Origin of the sequence: Ectopseudomonas chengduensis (assembly GCF_900102635.1) — a bacterium.
GTDB classification, from domain to species: Bacteria; Pseudomonadota; Gammaproteobacteria; order Pseudomonadales; family Pseudomonadaceae; genus Aquipseudomonas; species Aquipseudomonas chengduensis.
Genome location: NZ_FMZQ01000005.1, coordinates 139,990 through 161,342, shown reverse-complemented (window position 1 = coordinate 161,342; position 21,353 = coordinate 139,990). Strand labels below are relative to the sequence as shown.

The 21,353-nt window shown below is 57.9% G+C and carries 15 protein-coding genes; 1 reads left to right on the top strand and 14 read right to left on the bottom strand.

Features of this window, described 5'->3' with window-relative positions; translation table 11 throughout:
• Positions 1-26: 26 nt before the first annotated feature.
• From BLS08_RS10460 to BLS08_RS10395, 14 genes are all read right to left on the bottom strand, one after another.
• On the bottom strand, positions 27-6,455 hold the full coding sequence (locus tag BLS08_RS10460) for a glycoside hydrolase family 99-like domain-containing protein (protein ID WP_055986459.1): 6,429 nt from the start codon (positions 6,453-6,455) through the stop codon (positions 27-29).
• A gap of 290 nt (positions 6,456-6,745) precedes the next feature.
• Positions 6,746-8,341: a flagellar hook-associated protein 3 gene (locus BLS08_RS10455; protein ID WP_055986462.1), complete on the bottom strand. Its 1,596-nt coding sequence runs from the start codon at positions 8,339-8,341 to the stop codon at positions 6,746-6,748.
• Between the two features lie 11 nt (positions 8,342-8,352).
• The gene (flgK, locus tag BLS08_RS10450) at positions 8,353-10,374 is read right to left on the bottom strand and encodes a flagellar hook-associated protein FlgK (RefSeq protein ID WP_055986465.1); all 2,022 of its coding nucleotides are present in this window, start codon (positions 10,372-10,374) and stop codon (positions 8,353-8,355) included.
• 8 nt (positions 10,375-10,382) lie between these two features.
• A complete protein-coding gene (flgJ, locus tag BLS08_RS10445; RefSeq protein WP_055986468.1) occupies positions 10,383-11,537 on the bottom strand; it encodes a flagellar assembly peptidoglycan hydrolase FlgJ in 1,155 nt (384 codons plus the stop codon).
• Between the two features lie 9 nt (positions 11,538-11,546).
• On the bottom strand, positions 11,547-12,626 hold the full coding sequence (locus tag BLS08_RS10440; protein WP_055986601.1) for a flagellar basal body P-ring protein FlgI: 1,080 nt from the start codon (positions 12,624-12,626) through the stop codon (positions 11,547-11,549).
• A gap of 197 nt (positions 12,627-12,823) precedes the next feature.
• Positions 12,824-13,513, bottom strand: coding sequence for a flagellar basal body L-ring protein FlgH (gene flgH, locus BLS08_RS10435; protein WP_055986472.1), 690 nt, complete (start codon positions 13,511-13,513; stop codon positions 12,824-12,826).
• A gap of 49 nt (positions 13,514-13,562) precedes the next feature.
• Positions 13,563-14,348 carry a flagellar basal-body rod protein FlgG gene (gene flgG, locus BLS08_RS10430; RefSeq protein ID WP_055986476.1) on the bottom strand — a complete coding sequence of 262 codons (786 nt, stop codon included), beginning with the start codon at positions 14,346-14,348 and terminating at the stop codon, positions 13,563-13,565.
• A 33-nt stretch (positions 14,349-14,381) separates the two neighbouring features.
• Positions 14,382-15,122: a flagellar basal body rod protein FlgF gene (locus BLS08_RS10425; protein WP_055986477.1), complete on the bottom strand. Its 741-nt coding sequence runs from the start codon at positions 15,120-15,122 to the stop codon at positions 14,382-14,384.
• Positions 15,123-15,278: 156 nt separating this feature from the next.
• Positions 15,279-16,592 (bottom strand): flagellar hook protein FlgE, encoded by a 1,314-nt coding sequence (gene flgE, locus BLS08_RS10420; RefSeq protein WP_055986480.1) that lies wholly within the window; start codon positions 16,590-16,592, stop codon positions 15,279-15,281.
• Between the two features lie 26 nt (positions 16,593-16,618).
• Positions 16,619-17,308, bottom strand: a complete 690-nt coding sequence (locus tag BLS08_RS10415) for a flagellar hook assembly protein FlgD (protein WP_055986483.1) — start codon at positions 17,306-17,308, stop codon at positions 16,619-16,621.
• A gap of 10 nt (positions 17,309-17,318) precedes the next feature.
• Entirely contained in the window at positions 17,319-17,762 is a 444-nt protein-coding gene (flgC, locus tag BLS08_RS10410; protein ID WP_055986486.1) for a flagellar basal body rod protein FlgC, read from the bottom strand.
• 11 nt (positions 17,763-17,773) lie between these two features.
• Positions 17,774-18,181, bottom strand: coding sequence for a flagellar basal body rod protein FlgB (gene flgB / locus BLS08_RS10405; RefSeq protein ID WP_055986489.1), 408 nt, complete (start codon positions 18,179-18,181; stop codon positions 17,774-17,776).
• 521 nt (positions 18,182-18,702) lie between these two features.
• The gene (gene cheR, locus BLS08_RS10400; RefSeq protein ID WP_039964674.1) at positions 18,703-19,530 is read right to left on the bottom strand and encodes a protein-glutamate O-methyltransferase CheR; all 828 of its coding nucleotides are present in this window, start codon (positions 19,528-19,530) and stop codon (positions 18,703-18,705) included.
• A gap of 43 nt (positions 19,531-19,573) precedes the next feature.
• Positions 19,574-20,506, bottom strand: coding sequence for a chemotaxis protein CheV (locus tag BLS08_RS10395; protein WP_090336567.1), 933 nt, complete (start codon positions 20,504-20,506; stop codon positions 19,574-19,576).
• 77 nt (positions 20,507-20,583) lie between these two features.
• On the opposite strand from BLS08_RS10395, the gene flgA reads away from it, so the two are divergent.
• Complete coding sequence (gene flgA / locus BLS08_RS10390) at positions 20,584-21,342, top strand: flagellar basal body P-ring formation chaperone FlgA (protein WP_074856809.1); 759 nt, start codon at positions 20,584-20,586, stop codon at positions 21,340-21,342.
• Positions 21,343-21,353: the final 11 nt, after the last annotated feature.

Sequence of the window (21,353 nt, the reverse complement as noted above, 5' to 3'; positions counted from 1 at the left end):
CTATGCCAAGATGCCTCTCAAGCGAATCAGTCGGGCAGCCAGGCACGCCCCCACTCCAGCGCCGCCTCCTCGGTCAACATCCAGTCAGCCAACACGTACGCCTGCAATTCAAGCCCAGCACGGCGACTGGCCTGCGGATCGGCAAGATGAGCACGAATCGCTTCGACCCAAGCCTTGCTATGGTTGCTGACACGGGTCACGGGGAGCACACCTCGATAAGGTTCGATATCGCTACAAATGACCGGGTATGCGCATGCGCCATACTCCAGCAGACGCAAATTGCTCTTGCATATATTGAAGCGATTGCGCTCAAGCGGTGCCAGAGCAATATCCAGATCCAGGCTGGCCAACCGCTGTGGATAACGCTCGAAGCTCACCCCGGCATGATACTCGGCGACATAGGGCATCAACTGCGCAGGACACATGCCGAAGAAGACCCAATCCACCTCACTGGCCAGTGCCTTGATGACATCCGCCAACAGCAGCAGATCACCCGTATGCCCAGCACCACCCGCCCAACCGACACGGGGCCGGCCAGGACGTCGGCGCGGTGACGGCACCGGCTGAACATTCCAGAGCGTTGGTTCCAGCCGATTTTGTGCAACGCGAATATCCGGGTGTAGATGCCGCAGCGCATGCCCCAGCTCTTCGGTCGAGACGACCAAGCGGTCGCACAAGGCAACGGCCTGGCTCAACTCACGCTCGACATGCTTGCCGAAAGCGCCGCGATGCTCGCTGAGCTCAGGTAACTCGAGAATATAGTCATCCAGCTCGAACACCTTGAACGCACTAGAAAATGCCTTCAACCGCCGTAACTGGGGTTCAAAAGCACCATACAGTCGTTGCAAGATAATCGCGTCAGGCGCCATACGCTCGATATGCAGCGGTGTATGCAAATAGCTGCTGATGGCTCCCTGAGCAAAGCCGTAGTCACGCAAAGCATTGAAAGGCTGAATCACCCTATATTGACCACTACCAAATCGGTCGGCAGCCAAGCACAGGAAAGAAGGTACTGCCCGCGCAACAAACGGCTGCCACGGCAACTGCTCGGTGACGGCCTCGAGCCTGAAATCCGCTTGCAGACTGAGTGATCGACTATAGGCCGGATCTGCCGCAGCAATACCCAGCCAGCGCTCATAGAACAGGTCAATGCTGGCGTCACTCATTGCCTGCTGCGCTCTACTCCCACTGCTGCCTTGCAGCAGGGTGGCATAGGGTGTCCAAACCGTCAGATAACCATCCCCACGGGCACGCAAGCAGAAGTCGACATCCGCGAAAGACTGCGCCTGCTCTGACTCGTCAAAACCCTGCAAGGCCAATAGCACATCGCGGCGCACCAGCATGCAGTCAGCACTCACAGCGCTGTAATTCTGCTCCACAAGCGCGCGATGCATATAACCAGGCTGGCGGGCATCAGCGCCCTCGAAGGGGCTACCCACTACACCATAAAGCCCCAATATCAACCCTGCATGGAGAATACGTTGATCAGCCCCGATAAGCCGAGCGCCGACGATCCCGACCTCAGGCCGTTGCGCGTGATTGAGCATGGCCTCGAGCCAACCAGGTTCGATCACGGCGGTATCGGCCGACAACAGCAGCAGGTACTCGCCCTGAGCCCTGGCTGCAGCAAGATTGAAAAGCGCCGCCCGGCTGTGCGCCTGGTCTAGGCGTATCACTTGTAGGCTCGAGCCCGCCATCGCCTGCATGCCTGCAAACCAGTCAAGGCTTTCCGCCTGCTGGCTGGCGTTGTCGATGAGCATGAGCTCGTAATGGCGGTAGCTGGTTTTCTCCAGAATGCTCTCGACGCAACGCTGCAACAAAGGCAACTGGTCTTGCGCATGCACAACAATCGAGACACGCGGCTGAGCGGCGGCGCCATAGTGAACACGCGCCAATGGCGCAACGCTGCCCGGGCTGACTTGGTGAGAGATGCCCAAACGCGACAAATGCGCAGATGTCACCAGAGCGACCTGCTCCTGCACCGCACCTTCGGCCAACCACCGCCCCAAGCCATAAGAAGAATGAATCAGCACATGCGCGATATGGCCAACACTGCCGAACCCCTTGCGCTCAAACAATCGCCACAGCAGATCAACCGGGCTGAGAGTAGCAAAGTTGCCAATGAAGCCCCCCACCTCCAGCAAAGCCTTGCGCTCGAACGCCAGTACCCTGCCGCAATAGGGATAGCTGCGCAGCAGGTCCAGGTTGAAATCCGGTTTGAAGAAGGGCTCCGTATACTCGCCATCGAGCACCCGGTCTTCGTCGAAGTAACAACAGGCAAGCCCCGTATGGTTGGCGCTGTGATCAGCGAGCAGCAATAACGTCTGCTCATCCAGCACATCACCGGCGCGCAGCAGCAGCAGCCAATCGTACTCGGCACGCTCAAGGTGACCATCGAGAATCGCCCAATCCTGCGCCTCTGGCAGCCACTCAAGAGAGGCGTCGCACTGCACGGATAACGGCTCACTGCGCAGCCACACCTGCTCGGCGCCATAGGTTTGCCGATCGAGGCTGTCCAGTGTCGACTGCAACACCTCAGCGGCCGCATCCGAGACATCGATGACGATCAGGATACGCGGCAACGCGCCCCAGCTAGCCATGCGCTCGGCTACTCGCGCGCGCTCACCTGGTGCCAGAACGCGAGACGCGCACCACTGCTGATAGTCCTGTTGGAAGGCATTGGATGGCTGAGCCTGAATCGGCAAACGCTTCTGTAGCGCCTGCTGCGCGTCACGGGTTGCCTCCAGGTAGCCGCGACCGAATCGCTCATCTGGCTCAAGATGACAACCTTCGCCCCATTCGTTCCAGGCATTGATGAATACCAGACGCTCATCGCCCTCGAACTCTTCGCAGGTACGCTCAAGGGTACGCTCGAGCCAGCTCTGGTAGCGCGCGGGCGTGGCGTTGACAAATAATCCCGCGCGCCCCTTTCTACGCCTTGCGCTGTTGTCCCAGCTTGGCACCAAGGATCTGAAGCGTTTGTAAGGCGGCCTGGGGCGTTCACTCCAATGATCGGCCAGCTTGTTGTAATCCCCCAGGAACTGCAGGGGAAGCTGCGGTAGGAGTAGCGGCTCGTCCGGGGCGATCTGAGAAGCGTTAACCTGATGAGGCAAAAACTCGCAATTGGCATCAAAGCCCACCACGTCCGGGTCATACACGCGGAAGCTTTCGACCCCCACAAGATAGACCTCGCCTATGCCCGCCTGGCGCCATGCCTGCCTCCAGGCGGCCAAAGTCCCGGGCAGGTCAGGAATGATATCGCCGCGATACACCAACACCACGGGCTTACCCGCAACCCGGATATAACGCGGATCACTCAAGTAAGGCGTCAAATCACGGGCAAAGTGCTCATGCTGCGCTGGATCATAAGTCTGCGCGATGAGCACCTCCTGATCACCGCCATCCCAGCGCCGCGTCCAGTTTTCATTGGCCCAGCATAGGCAAAATGGCAAATCGATCTCAGGGTGCTCGAGCAGCATATCGACCGGTTTTTCCAGCAAGCGCTTACCGTCGAACCAGTAGTAGTAGAAACAAAAACCCTCAAGCCCATGCTCACGAGCCAACGCTGCCTGGCGCTCAAGCACGGATATATCGGATAGATCGTAATAGCCCATTTCGCCCGGCACATGAGGCTGGTAGTGCCCATCGAACGTCGGCGTGCCCTGCCGCACGTTGGTCCATTCGGTAAACCCTTCCCCCCACCAGCGATCATTCTCTGCAACCTGATGAAACTGCGGCAGATGAAAGGCGATCATTCTCGGCATCTGGTTTGTAGAAGCGGGCGCAGTTGAATCCACACACACCTCAACCTCAGCAGAGAGCATGAAGTCGTTACGCACGGACTGCTCGACATAGCCAGGACGAATGTTTAGTACAAAGGTTTCCGGCTTCGAGAAGGCCGCCCAATGCCAGCCACCGACGATAGATTGCAGCTCCTGCTCGATGAGCACAAAGCGCTCAATAAGTGATCGCTCTACTGGTAGGCCAACAGCGCTGCAGAAATAAGAGTAGATAGAAAGAATATTGGTCGGCGTACCGGCCCACGGCTCAGACACATTACGAATCGAAGACAGCGAGATAAAAATACCGCGAAACAGGATATAACCAAGCGGAAGATCTTTCTGGCCCCGCCACTCCTGATCAAAAAACACGGCCTCTCCATTGGGCTGCAAACACATGTTTCTGGGGATAGCATCGAACAAACTACCTGGCACCAGCGAAGCTGCCGTGAGTGAATCGAGCCTCGACGCAAGCCCGGCATGTTGAATGAGCGCCTGAAACCATCGCGCCGCCCAGCGCTGTATCACTGCAAAAGTCCATCCTGGTCGCTTCAGCGCCTCAGCCAACTCGAACTGCCAATGCCGGCCCTGGTAAAATGGCTCTTCATAATCACGCACAGCCAACCAATCACGCTCGGCAAGATCAGGATAAAGACGACGATTCTTGACAAAAACCTTGCTGCCACGTTGCTCGAACTCAACGACCTTGGCGAATACGTCCTTACGCCCTGATGAATAGTGCAAGAGCAGAGGTTTTACAGGTGCTGGAACAGACTTGCGATTAGCCACAACAAGGAACGCATTGGCCAAGTCCGGCAACATGCCATTAGAGAGCACATTCCGACACAGTTGCGCCGAGGGGAATAGCTCCAGACTCGACGAAGCGTCATTGAGTGCCCCCCACAATACAGGCAGGAGATCCAAAGGCATGTCCAGGGCGGACTGTGTCACTATAGTGCGCGGGCGCCTGTGATCAGGGAATGGATAAAGCCACTGATTGACCAGAAAACCGGCATCCGTCAAAACTTGCTGTAACGCGGCACGCCCAAAACTTTCGCAGCCTTGCCCGCCAAAAGCAGTGTTGGCACTGATCTGCGAACCATTCAACATACCGAGCGACAGTGCATTCTCGCAGACCAGCAAGAGTGTTCCATCCTCCGCAAGGTACTCTTGCAATCGCGACAGCAATGTCTTGAGCGCAGCAGAGTGCTCAACCTCATTACCCAGAAACCGATCCGCGAACAAGGCCTGATCCATCAGAATAATGTGGTCAAACGTTGCTTTATCGAGACACTCAAGCGCACCAACGACAACCTCAACATTCGTCAAGCCGGCACAGCGCTTCTCTAAAACCTGCCCAAGCCGCTGACTCGGCTCAAGCGCCACGATTTGCGTACCTGGCAAGGCGGAAAGCGCCTCGGTAAGTGAGCCGCTGCCAGCGCCCAACTCAAGAACACGCCCAGAAATAAGATGTTCAAACGGACGAATTAAATTGAAACGCTCCTTGCTCAGATGAAAACTTAAACACTCACTCCCCTGCTGCCCACCCGCAACATTCGGCGCGCACCTCAACGCGGGCAGGATGCGTGACTCGTCACCTGGACACTTTAGACTTAGCGAGCTGAAATAGCTCTGCAGCAATCCCTGATTGAAATAAACCGTAGAATCATCTGGCCGCGTATAGCGATAACCGTTTTCGACCATGAAATTATCTAGCGTCTGCATGGCACACAGCAAACGCCGAGCGCGAATGGTATCGCCCAGCCCACTCAACTTAGCCGCATACTCCTCGCTCAGAGCCGGCTTATGCAGCAAGGCATGATAAAGCAGGGAATAATAATGATCATTCGAACAGGGGGTATAAAATCCTCGCCCATCAAACGTGCGCCGCGCCAAGATATCTTGCGCAAATGATGCACAGTAATAACTGTCGCCTACTCGCCGAAAATCAAACCTTACCTCCTCCCCCGCGATATTCACCGCATAGTGAACACGGTGCTCCCCCGCATAAACCAGATGGCCATTGGCAATGAGTGCCGCATTTTCATCAGCCACCAGCAAGTCGATATCACCATGCTCACCAGATGTATAGACACCTGGCAGATCATCGAAATTACGTAATACGACATAAGGAGTGGTTTCATTCAACGCTGTAAAGAGCTCCGGCAAACTAGCCCAGCTGCTGTCGCCCACCAGCTCTTGCCGCAACTGCTTTATCTGGCCCTGCCACTCGCTGTCTGCAACGCTAGCAACGAAATCCTCTAACCGCTGCCCGAGCAGTAGAAAGAGGTCATGTCGCGTTTCATCAATATCGTTGGTCGCATGTATAGGGAGACTCCCCTGCGCTCGACTCCGAAAATGATCCTTGAGATCGAACACTGCAGAGTTGACACGCCGGCGCCCCCCCAAGGTCAGGCGATGAGCATAAACAGGAGATTCATCCTCAAACAACAAAACCAGAAAGCTTCCGGTCCCGCAGTGGCGCTGCTTGTCACTGTCTGCTGTTAATTTTTTGCCATAAAACCGAGAAAGGTTCGTGGCAAACCGCTCCTCAGACCAAGTCAACTCATAAGCGGCAAGCAGCTTGAACCTCGCCCGAAGCTGCTCTATGAAGGCATCCTGTATATGCCTAGCACGATCCCAAACGATACAGAGATGGATTTCACGAACAGACATACACTCTCCGAGCTCCTGACGAGCTGCTGACTATGATGGCTGCGTGGAACGTGTCGTTACCGCTATCTGGCAAAGAAATTGACCGAACCTGTGTACTGAAAACCATCAACACAGCGTCAACCAACACCCCGACTCGCTTTGATCAAGCACGTTAGCCGGAGCGCCTTCCACACGAAGCCCATTATTATTGCTAGACAACAGTAGTGGCAGCATCAATGGAGCTGCCACTTTTTTGACTAGCGAGGGGAGTCCAGCAAGAAACCAGCCAGACTCACTACTTCAGATAGCCATCATAGCTTGTTGAACAGGCTCAATTGAGAAATCCGCACGAACGAAGCCTGCGCCGCCTCCAGCTTGGTCAGCTGCAGCACCAGCTTGGAGATGGCTTCGGCCATATCGGTATCGCGGATGGATGACTGGTTGCTGGTGTTGCTGATCTGCATGCTTTCGTTCTCGGTGGTCAGGGTATCGATCGCATTCAACCGGGCGCCAATCGAAGATTGAGTCGCAGACACCTGATTCATGCCGTTGTCCAGGTTGCTGATTGCCGAAGCAACTGCATCACGCAACGCCAACTGCGCAGCAGTGTCACCGGCAACCGGGGTCTTGAGCGTGGCGCTGAGGCTGGTGATGGTTTCGAAGATGCTCTGGGTTTCCGCCGATTTCCCCTGCACCACGAAGGTGTCGCCAGCCGCAGCGGCATCGCTGATCTGCAGCTCCACCCCGGCAAAGCTGATGGTATCCGGGTACGTCCCGGACAGCGCACCACTGCTGATCGGCGTGCTACCGCTAAGCACGGGCTGGGCATATACCTCGTAGTCCGTGGCACTGGTGAAACGAATCTGCACACCATTGCTGGGAAACTGAGTGGTGTATGCAGTCTGGTTGGTGACGCTGCCGGAGGTGATCTGCGCCGTACTGGTATTGCTGGCGCTACGGGTAATCGCCACTTCAGTCGCCGCCACGCCAAAGGTGAAGCTGTAGCCGGTCAGCAGGTCATCCAGGCTGCCCTCACCGTCGCTGTCTTGCAAGGCGACGTCGAGCTCGAAGGTCGCCCCTCGGAAGTTGATGGTAGTGCCATCGATGGCCACTGGGTCGAATGAGCCGGATGTGGAAGACGCCTCACTGGTGACGTCATTACCGTTGACATCCAGGATGCGAAATTGCGTACTGCTGACCAGCTCCAATGTATAGGGCTGACCATCGCGAAAGCTCTTGTTGTACTGAGTGGTATTGGCCACCAAGCCCTGAGACAGGTAGACACGCTGACCATCGGTGTTGGGATCATTGTCCAGTCCCGACTGGGTACGACTGGCATTGACCACATTCTCGAAGATGCTCCAGCCACTGTCGTTGATGGCCAGCGAACCGGAGCCAGACACCTGCAGACTGAGACTGGTCTGGTCACCCTGGTAAGTCACCGAGCCATCGGGGTTACGTACGAAGGGCTGAACGCCACTTTTGGAACCGGCGAAAATGTAGTTACCACTGGCATCCTTGCTGTTCATCAGGTCGAGTAGCTGATCGGTGATCTGATCCAGCTCACTGGCAATGGCGCTGCGATCCTCGTCGGAAAGCGAACCACCGCCGGCCCGCACGGTCAGCTCTCGCGCCTTCTGCAAGATATTGGTCACCGATGTGAGCAGCGCTTCTTCATTGGTCAACGAGTTGGTCGCAGTGGTCATGTTGGTACTGTATTGCTTGAGCTGCTCCTGCTGCTGATCGAGCTGCAACAGGCGGGCGGCCCCGACCGGATCATCAGCCGGCGTCTGGATACGTACACCACTGGAAATCTGCTGCTGGGTCTTGACGATATCGGCATAACCCTTCTGGTAACCGGAGATGTTGGAATAGAACATCTGCGGTGTGGAGATGCGCGTGCTCATGTCGTCAGGCCTCAAAAGCTGTTGATGAGTGTATCGAACGTGGAGCGAGCAACTTTAATGATTTGCGAGGCCGCCGTGTAGTACTGCTCGAACTTGATCAGATTGGCCGCCTCTTCGTCGAGGTTCACGCCAGACAGCGACTGCTGGCTGGTAGTGGCCTGGGTAAGGATAGCCTCGGTTGCCGAGGCATCCATTTTTGCCTGATTGGTCTTGGCGCCAACGGTTTCGATCAACGAACTGTAAGCGGTGGTCAGGCTCATGCCACTGTTGCCATTGACCGCCACGGTATTGCTGGTTTGCAGGGCCAACACGGCCAGACCATTGCGGTTGTCACTGCTGCCTTCGGCATTGAAGGCGATGCTCAGGCTATCGCCAGCTACCGGCGAGCCCGCCAGGGTCATCTCGAATGAATAAGCGCTGGGCACCGTCGGAGGATTGGCGGCGATATTGACGGTGACCTTGTTGCTCTGCCCGGGCACAATGCTGCCCGTACCAATGTTGTTACCGGAAGCATCGTAGAGGGTATAACCCTGAGCGCCACCACTGGCCGCATCGTACACCAGCTTGATCGGCATGCCGTTCTCGAGGCTGGCCTGCATGTCCGCGACAGCGGCGCTGTCATAAATGTCGATCAGAGTGGTCAGCGTTGGCTGAGTCACGCTGCCTGTGCCCACGTTGCCCGTGGTGAGCGTGGCGCTCAGTGGCGCCGCCAATGCAAACTGGTTGGCATCGGTCATGGTGACCTTGATGTCGCCGGCCGAATAGCGAGTGGGCAGGATGGTGAATTTGTCCCCTGCTGCGACGGTGCCCGCATCGAGCTGCAGCGAAAAACCATCGATCACCGGTGCCGGCGAGTCGGTGAGGTCAAAGGTGCCCATGTCCTTGCCATCGGACAGCCGTCTTACGCTGTAGCCGGTGGCACTGTTGAATGTCACTTCATAATCGCTGGCGCTGAGTTTGCTGGTGTCCTCGATGGACACGCGCAGATTACCGGTGGTGTCGCTGTTACCGGTCTGCGCAAGGCTGCGCTGCTGCTGCAGCGTCAGATCATTGATATCGCCAAAGAGCATGGCGCCGAGTTCGGCATTGAGGTCGAGCCCCTGCCCCAGCTGACTGTTGATCTGATCCGAAACCACCAACGCCAGACGCCCCAGTTCATTCATGGTGGTGTCGAGCACATCTTCACGGTAACGCAGCAACCCACCGATCTGCCCGCCGGTGATCGAGGACGTGACGTCCAGCGTTGAATAACTGTTCTGGCTAAGCTGCAGCGAGTAACGCGCAGGATCCTCGGTACTCGGCACCGCATTGAGCGTCGAAGCCGCATTACCGACGACCAGCGGCTGTCCATTGCCGATGAACAGGTTGTAATTGCCGTCCTGCTGCACCACCGTGACGCCGATCAGCTCGGAGAGTTCACGCACGGCCTCGTCGCGCTTGTCGAGCAGATCGTTGGGCGAACCACCAGCCGCCGACACATTCATGATGGCCTGGTTGTATCCCGCCACGCTGGCGGCCAGGCTGTTGACCTGCTGCGTCATGCTGGAAAGCTGCTGATTGATGTAGCCGTTCTGATCCGACAACTGACCATAGATCGAGTTGAAGCGCTCGCTCAGGGTATTGGCCTGGGTCAGCAACAACTGCCGCGAGGCGGTATCGGTCGGGCTGGCTGCGGCGGTCTGCAGGGCTGCGAAGAAATTCGCCATCACGGCGGTGATACCGGTGGTGCTGTCGGCCAGCAGTGAGTTGACCTGGTTGATCTGCGTCAGATAAGTCTGCGCATCACCGTCCAGCGCCGTCGCGGTACGCACCTGCGTCGTCAGGAAATCGCTGTAGATACGCCGCACGTCGGTAATCGAGGCGCCACTGCCAAGATAGGTCGCCCCCAGTTTCTGCGAGGCATTGGAAACCTGGGTCACCTGCTGGCGGGTGTAGCCGGCGGTATCGGTATTGGTGATGTTGTTACCGGTCACGGACAGCGCGGTCTGGCTGACACGCAGGCCGGAAACGCCAATCGAGAGAAGATCAGCCATGAATCACCTCAAAGCGTCCGTGTTGTTGCCACATCGCTGCGGGCGATGGTCTGGTAGGTTGCATCGATCTTGCGTGCGATTTGATTGATCTTGCGGGCGTACTGCGGGTCGGTGGCATAACCGGCTGCCTGCAGTTCGCGCACGAACGTCTCCGAGTTATCCGTTTTGGACAGCGCATTTTGATAACGCGGGTTGCTCTGCAGGAAATCCACCAGGTCGTGGAAGCTCTGCTTGTACGAGTCATACGCCCGGAAACTGGCGGTTTCGCGCACCATTTGGCCTTCACGGTATTCGCTGGTCACGGCGCGCGCGGCCTCGCCCTGCCACTGCCCATGGGTCTTGATGCCAAACAGGTTGAAGCTGCTGTCGCCGTCACTGCGCCGCAGGATCGACTTGCCCCAGCCGGTTTCCAGCGCCGCCTGCGCTACCAGGTAGTGCGGCTCGACGCCGATACGATCGGCCGCCTCCTGAGCCAGTGGCAGCATGGTCTGCACGAAGTCCTGCGCCGAAGCGAATGCCGCCTTGCCCTTGGCCAGTGGTGGCTGAGCCACGCTACGTGGCGTCGTCTTCTGGGGTTCGGCGAGCGCCTTCTCGCTGCTGTCCTTTTTCGCCACCCAGTCAGCACCGTTATTGAGCTGACCCTCGCTGCTGGAGACGATGCCTGCCAGCAGACGATCTTCCAGGCGTGACGGCAGCGACAGGCGCCGGCGGTTGAGCAGCGCAGCCTGCGACACAGGCGCCTCGTCTGCATTCTTGCTGCTCGCCTTGTCTGCGCCCGACTCACCCTGCTGCACGACAGTACCAAAGGGGCTGCTGCGCGCAGGCTCACCACGCAGACGGCTCATTTGCCGTACCAGAACATCGGCCAAGCCAATGCCCCCACCCTCGCGTGACAGGCTGATGGACAATTGCTGATCGTGCATTTCCTGATAGTGGCGCGTGGTATCACTGTCGAACAGACTGTCCTTGGCAACCGCCTCGTTGGCCGAACGCATCGACTTGAAGATCTGGTTGATGAACAGCGCCTCGAACTCCTGAGCGACACGCCGAACGTTACCCTCGCTGTCGCGCTGTTCGCCATTTTTCATGCCGGCCAGGCGATTGAGATCGGTATAAGCCCCAGAGTCGCTGACCGTACGTGTACCACCGAGCAAGGTATTCATAGGGCCACCTCAAATAACGATCAGGTCAGCCTGGAGCGCGCCTGCCTGCTTGAGCGCCTCCAGAATGGCCATCAGGTCGGAAGGCGCTGCGCCCACCTGGTTTACCGCACGCACGATTTCATCAAGGCTGGTGCCGGGGCCGAACTTGAACATCGGTTTGGCCTCCTCTTCCGCCCCCACGCGCGAGCGAGGCACTACGGCCGTCTGCCCACCGGAAAGGGCGTCTGGCTGACTGACGATGGGGTCTTCGGTGATGGTCACGGTCAGGCTGCCATGGGTCACGGCTGCCGGCTGCACCTTGACGTCCTGGCCAATGACGATGGTGCCAGTGCGCGAATTGATGATGACCTTAGCCACAGCCTTACCCGCCTCGACCTGCAGGTTTTCCAGAATCGACAGATAGTCGACACGCTGGTTAGGGTCGAGCGGCGCGCTGACGCGAATCGAACCACCATCGATGGCCTGGGCGACGCCAGGGCCGAGCAGATCGTTGATCTGGTCGACGATGTTCTTGGCAGTGGTGAAGTCGGGGCGATTGAGGTTCAGGGTCAGGTAGTTGCCCTGATCGAAACCGCTCGGCACCGGGCGTTCCACCGTAGCACCACCAGGAATACGGCCGGCAGAAGGTACGTTGACGGTGATACGCGAACCATCGGCACCACTGGCATCGAAGCCACCCACGACCAGGTTGCCCTGAGCGATAGCGTAAACGTTGCCATCGATACCCTTGAGTGGCGTCATCAGCAAGCTGCCACCGCGCAGACTCTTGGCATTACCGATGGATGAAATGGTGATATCGATGGTTTGCCCGGGCTTGGCGAATGCAGGCAGATCAGCATGCACGGATACAGCCGCGATGTTCTTGAGCTGCACGTTGCCACCTGCCGGCACCTTAATGCCGAACTGCGCCAGCATGTTATTGAAGGTCTGGACGGTGAACGGTGTCTGGGTGGTCTGGTCGCCCGTACCGTTGAGGCCCACGACCAGGCCGTAACCGATCAGCTGGTTACTGCGCACGCCCTGAATGGATGCCAGATCCTTGAGGCGCTCGGCCTGCGTCGGCAGGCTCAGCAGCATGCACGCGAGCATGATGACCAGCAGCAACCAGTCGTTGGCGCCACGGTGACGGTAACCACGATGAGCAACCGCGAACTGCCGGCGGCAGGACGTGCTCTGCGCTTCACGCACGCAGCCCTTCTTCGGCTCGCGAATCCGGGCATCGGTAAAGGCTTGGCGAGCAGAGTTCGCAGCCACAAAGGTCAGGGGCCATTTCATATTCATACCCCTCAGAACGGCCACATCGGGCTCAGGAAGAAACGACTCAACCAACCTGGCTGGCTGGCATCGGCAAACGAACCGGTACCAGAATAGGTCAGCCGGGCATCGGCGATACGGGTCGAGGATACGGTATTGCTGCTGGAGATATCGTCGGCGCGGACCAGCCCGGAGATACGTACCATTTCATCGCCGGTATTGAGCGTCAGCCACTTCTCGCCACGCACCACCAGCACACCGTTGGGCAGCACTTCCGCCACCGTCACCGTCACCGAACCACTGAGGCTGTTGCTCTGCGCTGCGGAGGAGTCACCCTGATTGCTGCGAGTGCCGCTGAACTCGGAGCTCAGCGTCATGGGGTTGCGCGTCAGCGGATTGGTCGCCGATACCGCACCGCCGAACAGCGAGGTCAGGCCGATATTGGCCGAGCTGTCCTTGCTGATATCGGAACTGGCCGCCTTGCTCGCCTGGGTACGCTCTTCCAACGTGATGGTAATGATGTCACCGACGCGAAACGCCTTGCGATCATCGTACAGATTGGTCTCGAAGCCGGCCTGATAGATCGCACCATTGGTCGCGCTCGCCGGCAATGGCGTGCGTGGTAGCACCGGCGCGTAATAGGGGTCGTCGGCTTTGGGCGTTGGCGCCATGCAGCCAAACAACGACACGCAGAACGGCAAAAGAATATAAAGACCTTTCATTGCATACCTCACATCACAGACGCTCATGCTGCACCCAGCTCAATCAGCATCAGAGATTCTGATTGACGAACTGCAGCATCGAGTCAGCCGTGGAAATCACTTTGGAGTTCATCTCATAAGCACGCTGGGTGGTGATCATATTGACCATCTCCTCAACCACGCTGACGTTGGAGTTCTCCAGGGTGTTCTGCAGCACGGTGCCCAAGCCATTGAGGCCCGGCGTACCCACTTGGGGCGCCCCGCTGGCTGCAGTTTCCAGGAACAGGTTGTTACCGATGGCCTGCAACCCAGCCGGGTTGATGAAGTCGGCCGTCTGCAGATTGCCGATGACCTGAACCGCCGGATTATTGGCAGTGGTCACCGAAACCGTTCCATCCTCACCGACGGTGAACGTCTGGGTCTCGGCGGGTACGACGATGGCAGGCTCCAGGGCAAAACCGTTGGAGGTCACGACCTGCCCATCGGAGTTAAGGTGAAAAGTACCGTCGCGCGAATAGGATACGGTGCCATCAGGCAGCAGCACCTGAAAGAAGCCACGGCCGTTGACGGCCATATCCAACGGCTGATCGGTGGTCTGCAGACTGCCAGAGGTGAAGTTTTTCTGCGTGCCGACGATCCTTACCCCGGTGCCCAATTGCAGACCCGATGGCAACTCGCTGTCCTGAGTCGTCTGGCCACCTGGCTGACGGCGAATTTGGTAGAGAAGATCCTGAAACTCGGCACGATCACGCTTGAAGCCGGTGGTCGATACGTTCGCCAGGTTGTTGGAAATCACCGACAGGTTCATATCCTGTGCGGAGAGGCCGGTCTTACTGACCCATAATGCTGGAAGCATGTCTATCTCCTCGCCCTCGCCGGGCGGAACTCATTAGCTGACTTGCATGATCCGGGCCATGGACTCTGATCCTTCCTTGGCCGTGTTCATCATTTTCACGTGCAATTCAAACTGCCGGGAAAGCGCCAGCATGGAGGTCATCTCGGCGACCGCGCTGACGTTACTGCTTTCGAGGAACCCAGAATTGAGGCGTACATTGGCATCTGCTTCAAATGGCTGGCCTGTGCGCGAGTGGATCAAGCCATCGGTTTCCTTGCGGATTTGCGCGGTATCGGGGTTGACCAACTTGATCCGGTCGACTTCGGCCAATACGTTTGGGGCCTCACCGAGGGCGCGGATACTGATGGTGCCGTCCTGGCCGATTTCCACCTTCTGCTCAGGCGGTACCGCAATCGGCCCGGCATTGCCCATGACCGGCAAACCATTGCCGGTGCGCAACACGCCCAGCGCATCGACAGTCAAGCTGGCGGTGCGCACATACGCCTCGTTGCCATCGGGGGCCTGCACGGCGATCCAGCCGTCTCCCTCGATGGAGACGTCCATATCACGCCCGGTTTCCTGCAAGGCACCTGGCGTAAAGTCGGTGCCGGGGCGCTCGGACATCGCATACACGCGCGCCGGATAACTGTCGCCGAAAACCGGCATGGCACGCGCCTGCTCAAGGTCGGCGCGAAATCCGCTGGTAGAGATATTCGCCAGGTTGTTGGCATGAGCCTTCTGTGCCAGGGCGTTCTGGCTGGCACCCGTCATCGCCACATACAGCAACTTGTCCATCTCGACCTCCGCCTGAAAAACCACAATCACATGGTTTTTAGCAAGGTACGTGCCACAACCAAAAATAAATATTAAGCTACTGTTTTTAAAAGAAAAAAGCCTCTCGCAAGGAGAGGCTTCAACAATGGAGACGGCAAGAATCTGCCGCCGAAATCATCAACGGATATTGATGATCGTCTGCGCGATCGCGTTCTCGGTCTCGATGGTCTTGGCGTTGGCCTGGTAGTTGCGCTGCGCCACGATCAGGTCGACGAGCTGCCCTGTCAGATCGACGTTGGAGTCTTCCAGCGCCCCCGCCGCAATCGAACCGAGCGTACCGGAAGTCGGCGTCCCGATCACCGGCTCACCAGAGGCCAGCGACTGCCTCCAGGCCGTGCCACCAACCGGGGTGAGGCCTTGCATGTTGGCAAAGGTCGCCAGGGCCACCTGCCCGATCACCTCGGACTTGCCATTGGTGTAAGTGGCAAACAATTGCCCGGTTTCATCGAAGGACAAACCCGACAATTGCCCGGTGGTGTAGCCATCCTGCGCCAAGCTGTTCACTGCGAAGTTGGTGTTGGTCTGGCTTGCCTTGCGCAGATCCAGGGTAACGCCGGTAGCGCTGGCAGCAGCGCCATTGGAGCCCCAGGTGACCGGATCGGTCGTAGCATCGGTGATTGTCGCTGGAATCCAGTTGGCCAGGCTCAGCGTGCCATCGCCATTATCACCAAAATCACCAAATACAATATTGTCCGTATCCAGTGCGCCTGCGGTGGTGAACGGCAACGTGGCCTGGTACGGGTCCGTACTGGTCGGATCGCCCGGGTTACGCCCATCCACCAGCACGTACATGCTCCACTGGTTGCTCGCATCCTTGACGAAGTATTGCGTCATGGTATGGGCGTTACCCTGCGTGTCATACAGGCTCACGGAGGTCGACCAGTTATAGGAAGTTGACACAGTAGAATCGAAGGGCGAGCTAGTGGGTATGCTGGCCGACGAATTGAGCGCGAGACTCTGAGTGACAAGCGAGGTGGCGTTAGGCTCCTGGTTACTGGTATCGACCACCAGATTGGTCAGCACCCCATTGACTAGATTGCCGTCAGCATCGACGCCATAGCCCATCAGGTTGTTGCCAGCGCTGTTGACCACATTGCCATTACTGTCGACCTTGAAGGCACCGGCCCGCGTATACAGCTGGCTACCACCGTCATTGACGATAAAGTAGCCACTGCCATTGATGGCCAGGTCGAGACTGTTATCGGTGTAGCTGATATTGCCCTGGGTAAACTGCTGGGCGATATCCGATGTGATCACGCCACTGCCGATCGAGTTGCTCCCCGTGCCGAACATGCTGCTGGCATAGAGATCGGCGAACTCCGCACGCGAATATTTGAAGCCGGTGGTCCCGGTGTTGGCAATGTTGTTACCCGTCACGTTCAAGTATGAACTGGCAGCCTTCAAACCGCTCAATGCTGTATTGAATGTCATGCTCGCGTCTCCCTTACATCGATCGCTTACTGGCCGATATTGATTACTTTGGACAACGCAATACTGCCTACACCGGCCAGATTGAGCGTCATGTCACTTGTTCCAGAACCCAGCGTCACACTGCTGACCGCTGCCGGCAGGTAGGTCTCAAGGGCCGTGGATTTGCCATCCAGCGAGGCCGACGCCTTGAAGGTGTAGGTGCCGGACGGCTGCGCCACTCCGCTGGCGTTAGTGCCATCCCAGGTGAAGCTGACGTTGCCGCCTTTGGTCTGGCTGTCGAGCGCAATGGTCTTGACCAAACTGCCTGCCGAGTCATAGACACCGACCGAAATACCATCGGCTGCGGACGGGAGCACGACGCTACCCGTCATGCCGGCGGCGCCATCGACATAGGTACTACTGGCCGATACCGTCACGCTGCGCCCCACCAAGGAGGACGCCTGGAGCGCTTGCGAGGACTGATAGGAACTCAGCAACGAGTCCATCGAACTCGACATGTTGGTGAGGCTTTCCAGGCTGCTGAACTGGGCGAGCTGAGCCACGAACTCACTGTTGTCCTGCGGATCCAGCGGGTTCTGGTTGTTCATCTGCGTTACCAGCAGCATCAGAAAGTCATCCTTGCCCAGGCTGGAGTAACTGGATTCGTTGGTGCTGCTGGTCGAGGTGCCGGAGTAAGTCGACAGCACGCTGCTGGAAACAGTCTCTGTGGTGCTCATGGCTATGTCCTTACTGACCCAGGGTCAGAACCTTCTGCAGCATGGTCTTGGCGGTATTCATCATTTCCGCATTGGTTTGAAAGGCTCGACTGGCCGAAATCATGTCCGCCATTTCCTCGACCACATTGACGTTCGGATAGAACACGTAGCCATCCGCATTCGCTGCCGGATGACTGGGCTCGTAGCGCATGTCCAGATTGCTCTGATCCTCGACGATGCCGAGCACCTGCACCCCACTCCCCGCCTCGTCCTGCTCGGCGAACAGCGAACCACTACCACTGTTCTGCGACTGCTGGAACACGGTGGCGAACACCGGATGACGGGCGCGGTAGGTCTGATCGATGCTCGAGGAAACGGTCTCGGCGTTGGCGATGTTGCTGGAAATGGTATTGAGACGCGTGCTCTGGGCACTCATGCCGGTTCCGGCGATATTGAAAACACTGGCAAGGGACATGGCCTGACTCCTTATTCGCCGCGCAGGGCTGCAGTCAGCCCTTTGAATTTGCTGTTGAGAAAGGTAAAGCTGGCCTGGAACTGCACCGCGTTCTCGGCGTAGTTCGACTGCTCGATCTGCAGGTCGACGGTGTTTTGATCCAGCGACGCGTGGAACGGCGTGCGATACGGCAGCTCGGCTTCGCCGGTCTTCACGCCCTCGGCTGGGATGTGGCGGCTATCGGTGCGGCTCAGAGAAACGCCGCCACGCTGCATGCGGCTGCTCTGTTCGGCCAGTACGCTGGCGAAATCCAGATCGCGAGCCTTGTAGTTCGGCGTATCGGCGTTGGCGATATTGTTGGCCAGCACCTCGGCGCGTTGGGCACGAAAGCCGAGGGCTTGTTCGTGAATACCGAGTGCTCTGCCGAAGTTGATGCTCATGTTCCGAACCTTTGCCGCTTGGGCCATGTAGTCTCTGTTGCGAGATATTCAGCAAAGGCTGTGCCAACTTATTTAAGTCAACAAAATCAATAGCTTAAAGCATGACGAACAGGGAAATAGCGGCAAAGCGGCAAGGCTTTACCGCCTATTGGCAAGCAAGCGGCAAAGCCAACCGGACAGATTGCCGCCCCGCCGAACCCTGGGGCGCGCGATGCGCATCGGTTCTTCTGCACCAGGCCAAACCGCTGGTGCCTACGGCGAAACCTATCCGATCGGGCCCATGGTTTTCAGAGTCCAGAAACGCAAACGGGAGGCCAAAGGCTAATGCTGATCAGATAAGTTCGTCACCACCCCCTCCTACTTGCAGTAGAGGGGCGTTTTTCGTAGGAGCCAGCTTGCTGGCGATGCTTTTTATGGCGGATCGCCGGCAAGCCGGCTCCTACAAAGATCGAGTGCAACGGCTTAACTGACTGGCATTAGGCCAAAGGCCTCCCGCTGCTGATACCAAACATGCCTTGCGCCTATTTGGCCTTGTAGATGATCCCCGGGCTGCACTGCACCATCTGGTACTTGTCCGGCAGGCCATTGAGCGCTTCGGAGGCGCCAAGGAACAGATAGCCACCCGGCTTGAGGGTGGCATGGATGCGCGTGAGGATGTCCTTCTTCACCTCGGCCGAGAAGTAGATCAGCACGTTGCGGCAGAAGACGATGTCGAACTTGCCCAATGCCGCGTAGCTATCCAGCAAGTTCAGTGGGCGAAACTCGACACGGCTCTTGATAGGCGCCTTGACCTGCCAACGCCCTGGCCCCTTGGGGTCGAAGTAGCGCTGCAGTCGCTCCTGCGAAAGCCCGCGCCCCATGGCCAGGCTGTCGTATTCACCGGACTTGCAGTTGGCCAGCATCGAAGGCGAAAGATCGGTGGCGACGATCTGCACACCTGCCTTGAGCTGACCGAGGTTGGTACGCTCGAACTCATCGATGGCCATCGACAGCGAGTATGGCTCCTGCCCGGACGAGCAGGCGGCCGACCAGATACGCAGGCGCTGCCCCGGGTAGGCCTTGATCAACTCCGGCAGTACACGGCTCTTGAGCACCTCGAAGGGATAGGTGTCGCGAAACCACAGGGTCTCATTGGTGGTCATGGCATCCACCACCTGCTCGCGCAACCCGCCTCGCGGCTGGCTCTGCATGCGCTGCACCAGCTCGCCCAGGGTCTTGATGCCGTTCTGTTCCATCAACTTGTTCAGACGGCTGGAGACCAGGTACTGCTTGTTGCTGCCAAGCAGAATACCGCAGGCCTTTTCCAGGAAAGTCCGGAACTGCTCGAAATCCAAATTACCTGAAGACACTAGTGCCGCCTCACCAACCATAACGTTCACCAAGGTTTGTCCCTCAGCCCCCATCCGCTACCCGAATGCGCTCGACCACCCGCGCCGCCAGATCATCCGGCTTGAACTTGGCGAGGAAGTCGTCAGCGCCGACCTTCTTCACCATCGCCTGGTTGAACACACCGGAAAGCGAAGTATGCAGGAGGATATGCAGCTTCTGCATGCGCGGATCGCTACGAATCTCCGTGGTCAGCGTATATCCGTCCATCTCGGGCATCTCGATGTCGGAAATCAGCATCAGCAGTTCCTTGTCGGGATTATGCCCCTCGTCGGCCATTTTCTTGAGGTAATTGAGTGCCTCGCGGCCATCGTTCAGCGCCGTCACCTCGACGCCAACGGTCTGCAGGCAGCGCAAAACCTGTTTGCGCGCCACCGAGGAGTCATCGACGATCAGCACATGCTTGGTCACCGCCTGACTCTGCACCTGATCATCGATGACGCCAGCGGAGATCACTTCCGAGGTCGGCGCGACTTCGGCAAGAATCTTCTCGACATCGATGATCTCGACCAACTGCTGGTCGAGCCGCGTGACTGCTGTCAGGTAGTGATCGCGTCCGGTGCCCTTGGGTGGCGGATGGATCTCCTCCCAGTTCATGTTGACGATACGTTCGACCGAGCGCACCAGAAAACCCTGAACCTTGGTGTTGTACTCGGTGATGATCACGAAGCTGGTCTTCAGATCTTCCAGCGCGGCACGGCCGGTAGCGATGGAAAGATCGAGAATCGGGATGGTGCCCCCGCGAATGTTGGCCACCCCCCGCACCACCGGACTTGATTTGGGCATGATGGTGAGTTTCGGGCATTGCAGCACCTCTTTCACCTTGAATACGTTGATACCGTAAAGCTGTGGGCCTTCCAGGCGAAACAGCAACAACTCCAAGCGGTTCTGTCCCACCAACTGAGTGCGCTGGTTAACCGAATCCATCAACCCGGCCATGCCCGGACTCCTTCTTATCCAGTAACGCCTACCCCGTTGAGCCTAGCAGGCGGCACGGGGCTTGCTTTGCATTGCTTATGAAGCAGAGAACGTCATCATTCCGTCAGCTACTAGCAAAGTGCCTTGCCCCTTTGCCCGTTTTACTCGCTTTGCCGACACTCGGCTACAGCGCTACGGCGGCTGCCACCTTCACCAGCACTGAACAACTTATCGGCGCCACCGAGGCCTTTCTTGAGCAGGCGACCACTGAATATCTACAGCGTAGCGAAATTCAGGGCCGCCATGAGATTCGCGTCAACCGTCTCGACCCACGGTTACGCCTGCCTCTGTGCGATCAGCCGCTGACCACCACGCTGGAAAGCCCGGCGCAGCCGCTGGGCCGTGTCACTACGCGCGTGCGCTGTGACGGCAGCGCTCCGTGGACAGTATTCGTGCCCGCTGAAGTGCGCTTGTATCGCCCCATTGTCGTACTGACTCGCCCGCTCAAGCGCATGAGCGTAGTCAAAGCTACGGATTTGAGCCTGGTTGAACGCGATGTCGGTCAATTGGGTCAGAACTTTCTCACCGACCTGAATCAGGCGATCGGCAAAAAATTGACGCGCCAGCTCGGTAGTGACCAGATTCTTCTTTCGACTCATCTGCAAATAGCCGAGGTCATTCGGCGCGGCGACCAGGTGGTGATCAGCGCTCGCGGCGCTAGCGTGAGTGTCCGTATGCCCGGCGAAGCTCTGACCGATGGTGCTCCAGGCGAACAGATCAACGTGCGTAACCTGCGTTCGCAGCGAGTCGTTCGAGCCCGCGTTGTCGGGCCTGGGCAAGTGGAAGTACCCATGTAGGCATGTTTCTT

Coding starts and splice junctions, on each gene's coding strand:
- BLS08_RS10460 (WP_055986459.1), bottom strand. CDS start 6,455: ATGTCTGTTCGTGAAATCCATCTCTGTATCGTTTGGGATCGTGCTAGG.
- BLS08_RS10455 (WP_055986462.1), bottom strand. CDS start 8,341: ATGAGCACGCGCATCTCCACACCGCAGATGTTCTATTCCAACATCTCC.
- flgK (WP_055986465.1), bottom strand. CDS start 10,374: ATGGCTGATCTTCTCTCGATTGGCGTTTCCGGCCTGCGTGTCAGCCAG.
- flgJ (WP_055986468.1), bottom strand. CDS start 11,537: ATGAATACCTTGCTCGGTGGTACACGTACGGTCAGCGACTCTGGGGCT.
- BLS08_RS10440 (WP_055986601.1), bottom strand. CDS start 12,626: ATGCTCGCGTGCATGCTGCTGAGCCTGCCGACGCAGGCCGAGCGCCTC.
- flgH (WP_055986472.1), bottom strand. CDS start 13,513: ATGAAAGGTCTTTATATTCTTTTGCCGTTCTGCGTGTCGTTGTTTGGC.
- flgG (WP_055986476.1), bottom strand. CDS start 14,348: ATGCTTCCAGCATTATGGGTCAGTAAGACCGGCCTCTCCGCACAGGAT.
- BLS08_RS10425 (WP_055986477.1), bottom strand. CDS start 15,122: ATGGACAAGTTGCTGTATGTGGCGATGACGGGTGCCAGCCAGAACGCC.
- flgE (WP_055986480.1), bottom strand. CDS start 16,592: ATGACATTCAATACAGCATTGAGCGGTTTGAAGGCTGCCAGTTCATAC.
- BLS08_RS10415 (WP_055986483.1), bottom strand. CDS start 17,308: ATGAGCACCACAGAGACTGTTTCCAGCAGCGTGCTGTCGACTTACTCC.
- flgC (WP_055986486.1), bottom strand. CDS start 17,762: ATGTCCCTTGCCAGTGTTTTCAATATCGCCGGAACCGGCATGAGTGCC.
- flgB (WP_055986489.1), bottom strand. CDS start 18,181: ATGAGCATCAACTTCGGCAGAGCACTCGGTATTCACGAACAAGCCCTC.
- BLS08_RS10395 (WP_090336567.1), bottom strand. CDS start 20,506: ATGGCCGGGTTGATGGATTCGGTTAACCAGCGCACTCAGTTGGTGGGA.
- flgA (WP_074856809.1), top strand. CDS start 20,584: ATGAAGCAGAGAACGTCATCATTCCGTCAGCTACTAGCAAAGTGCCTT.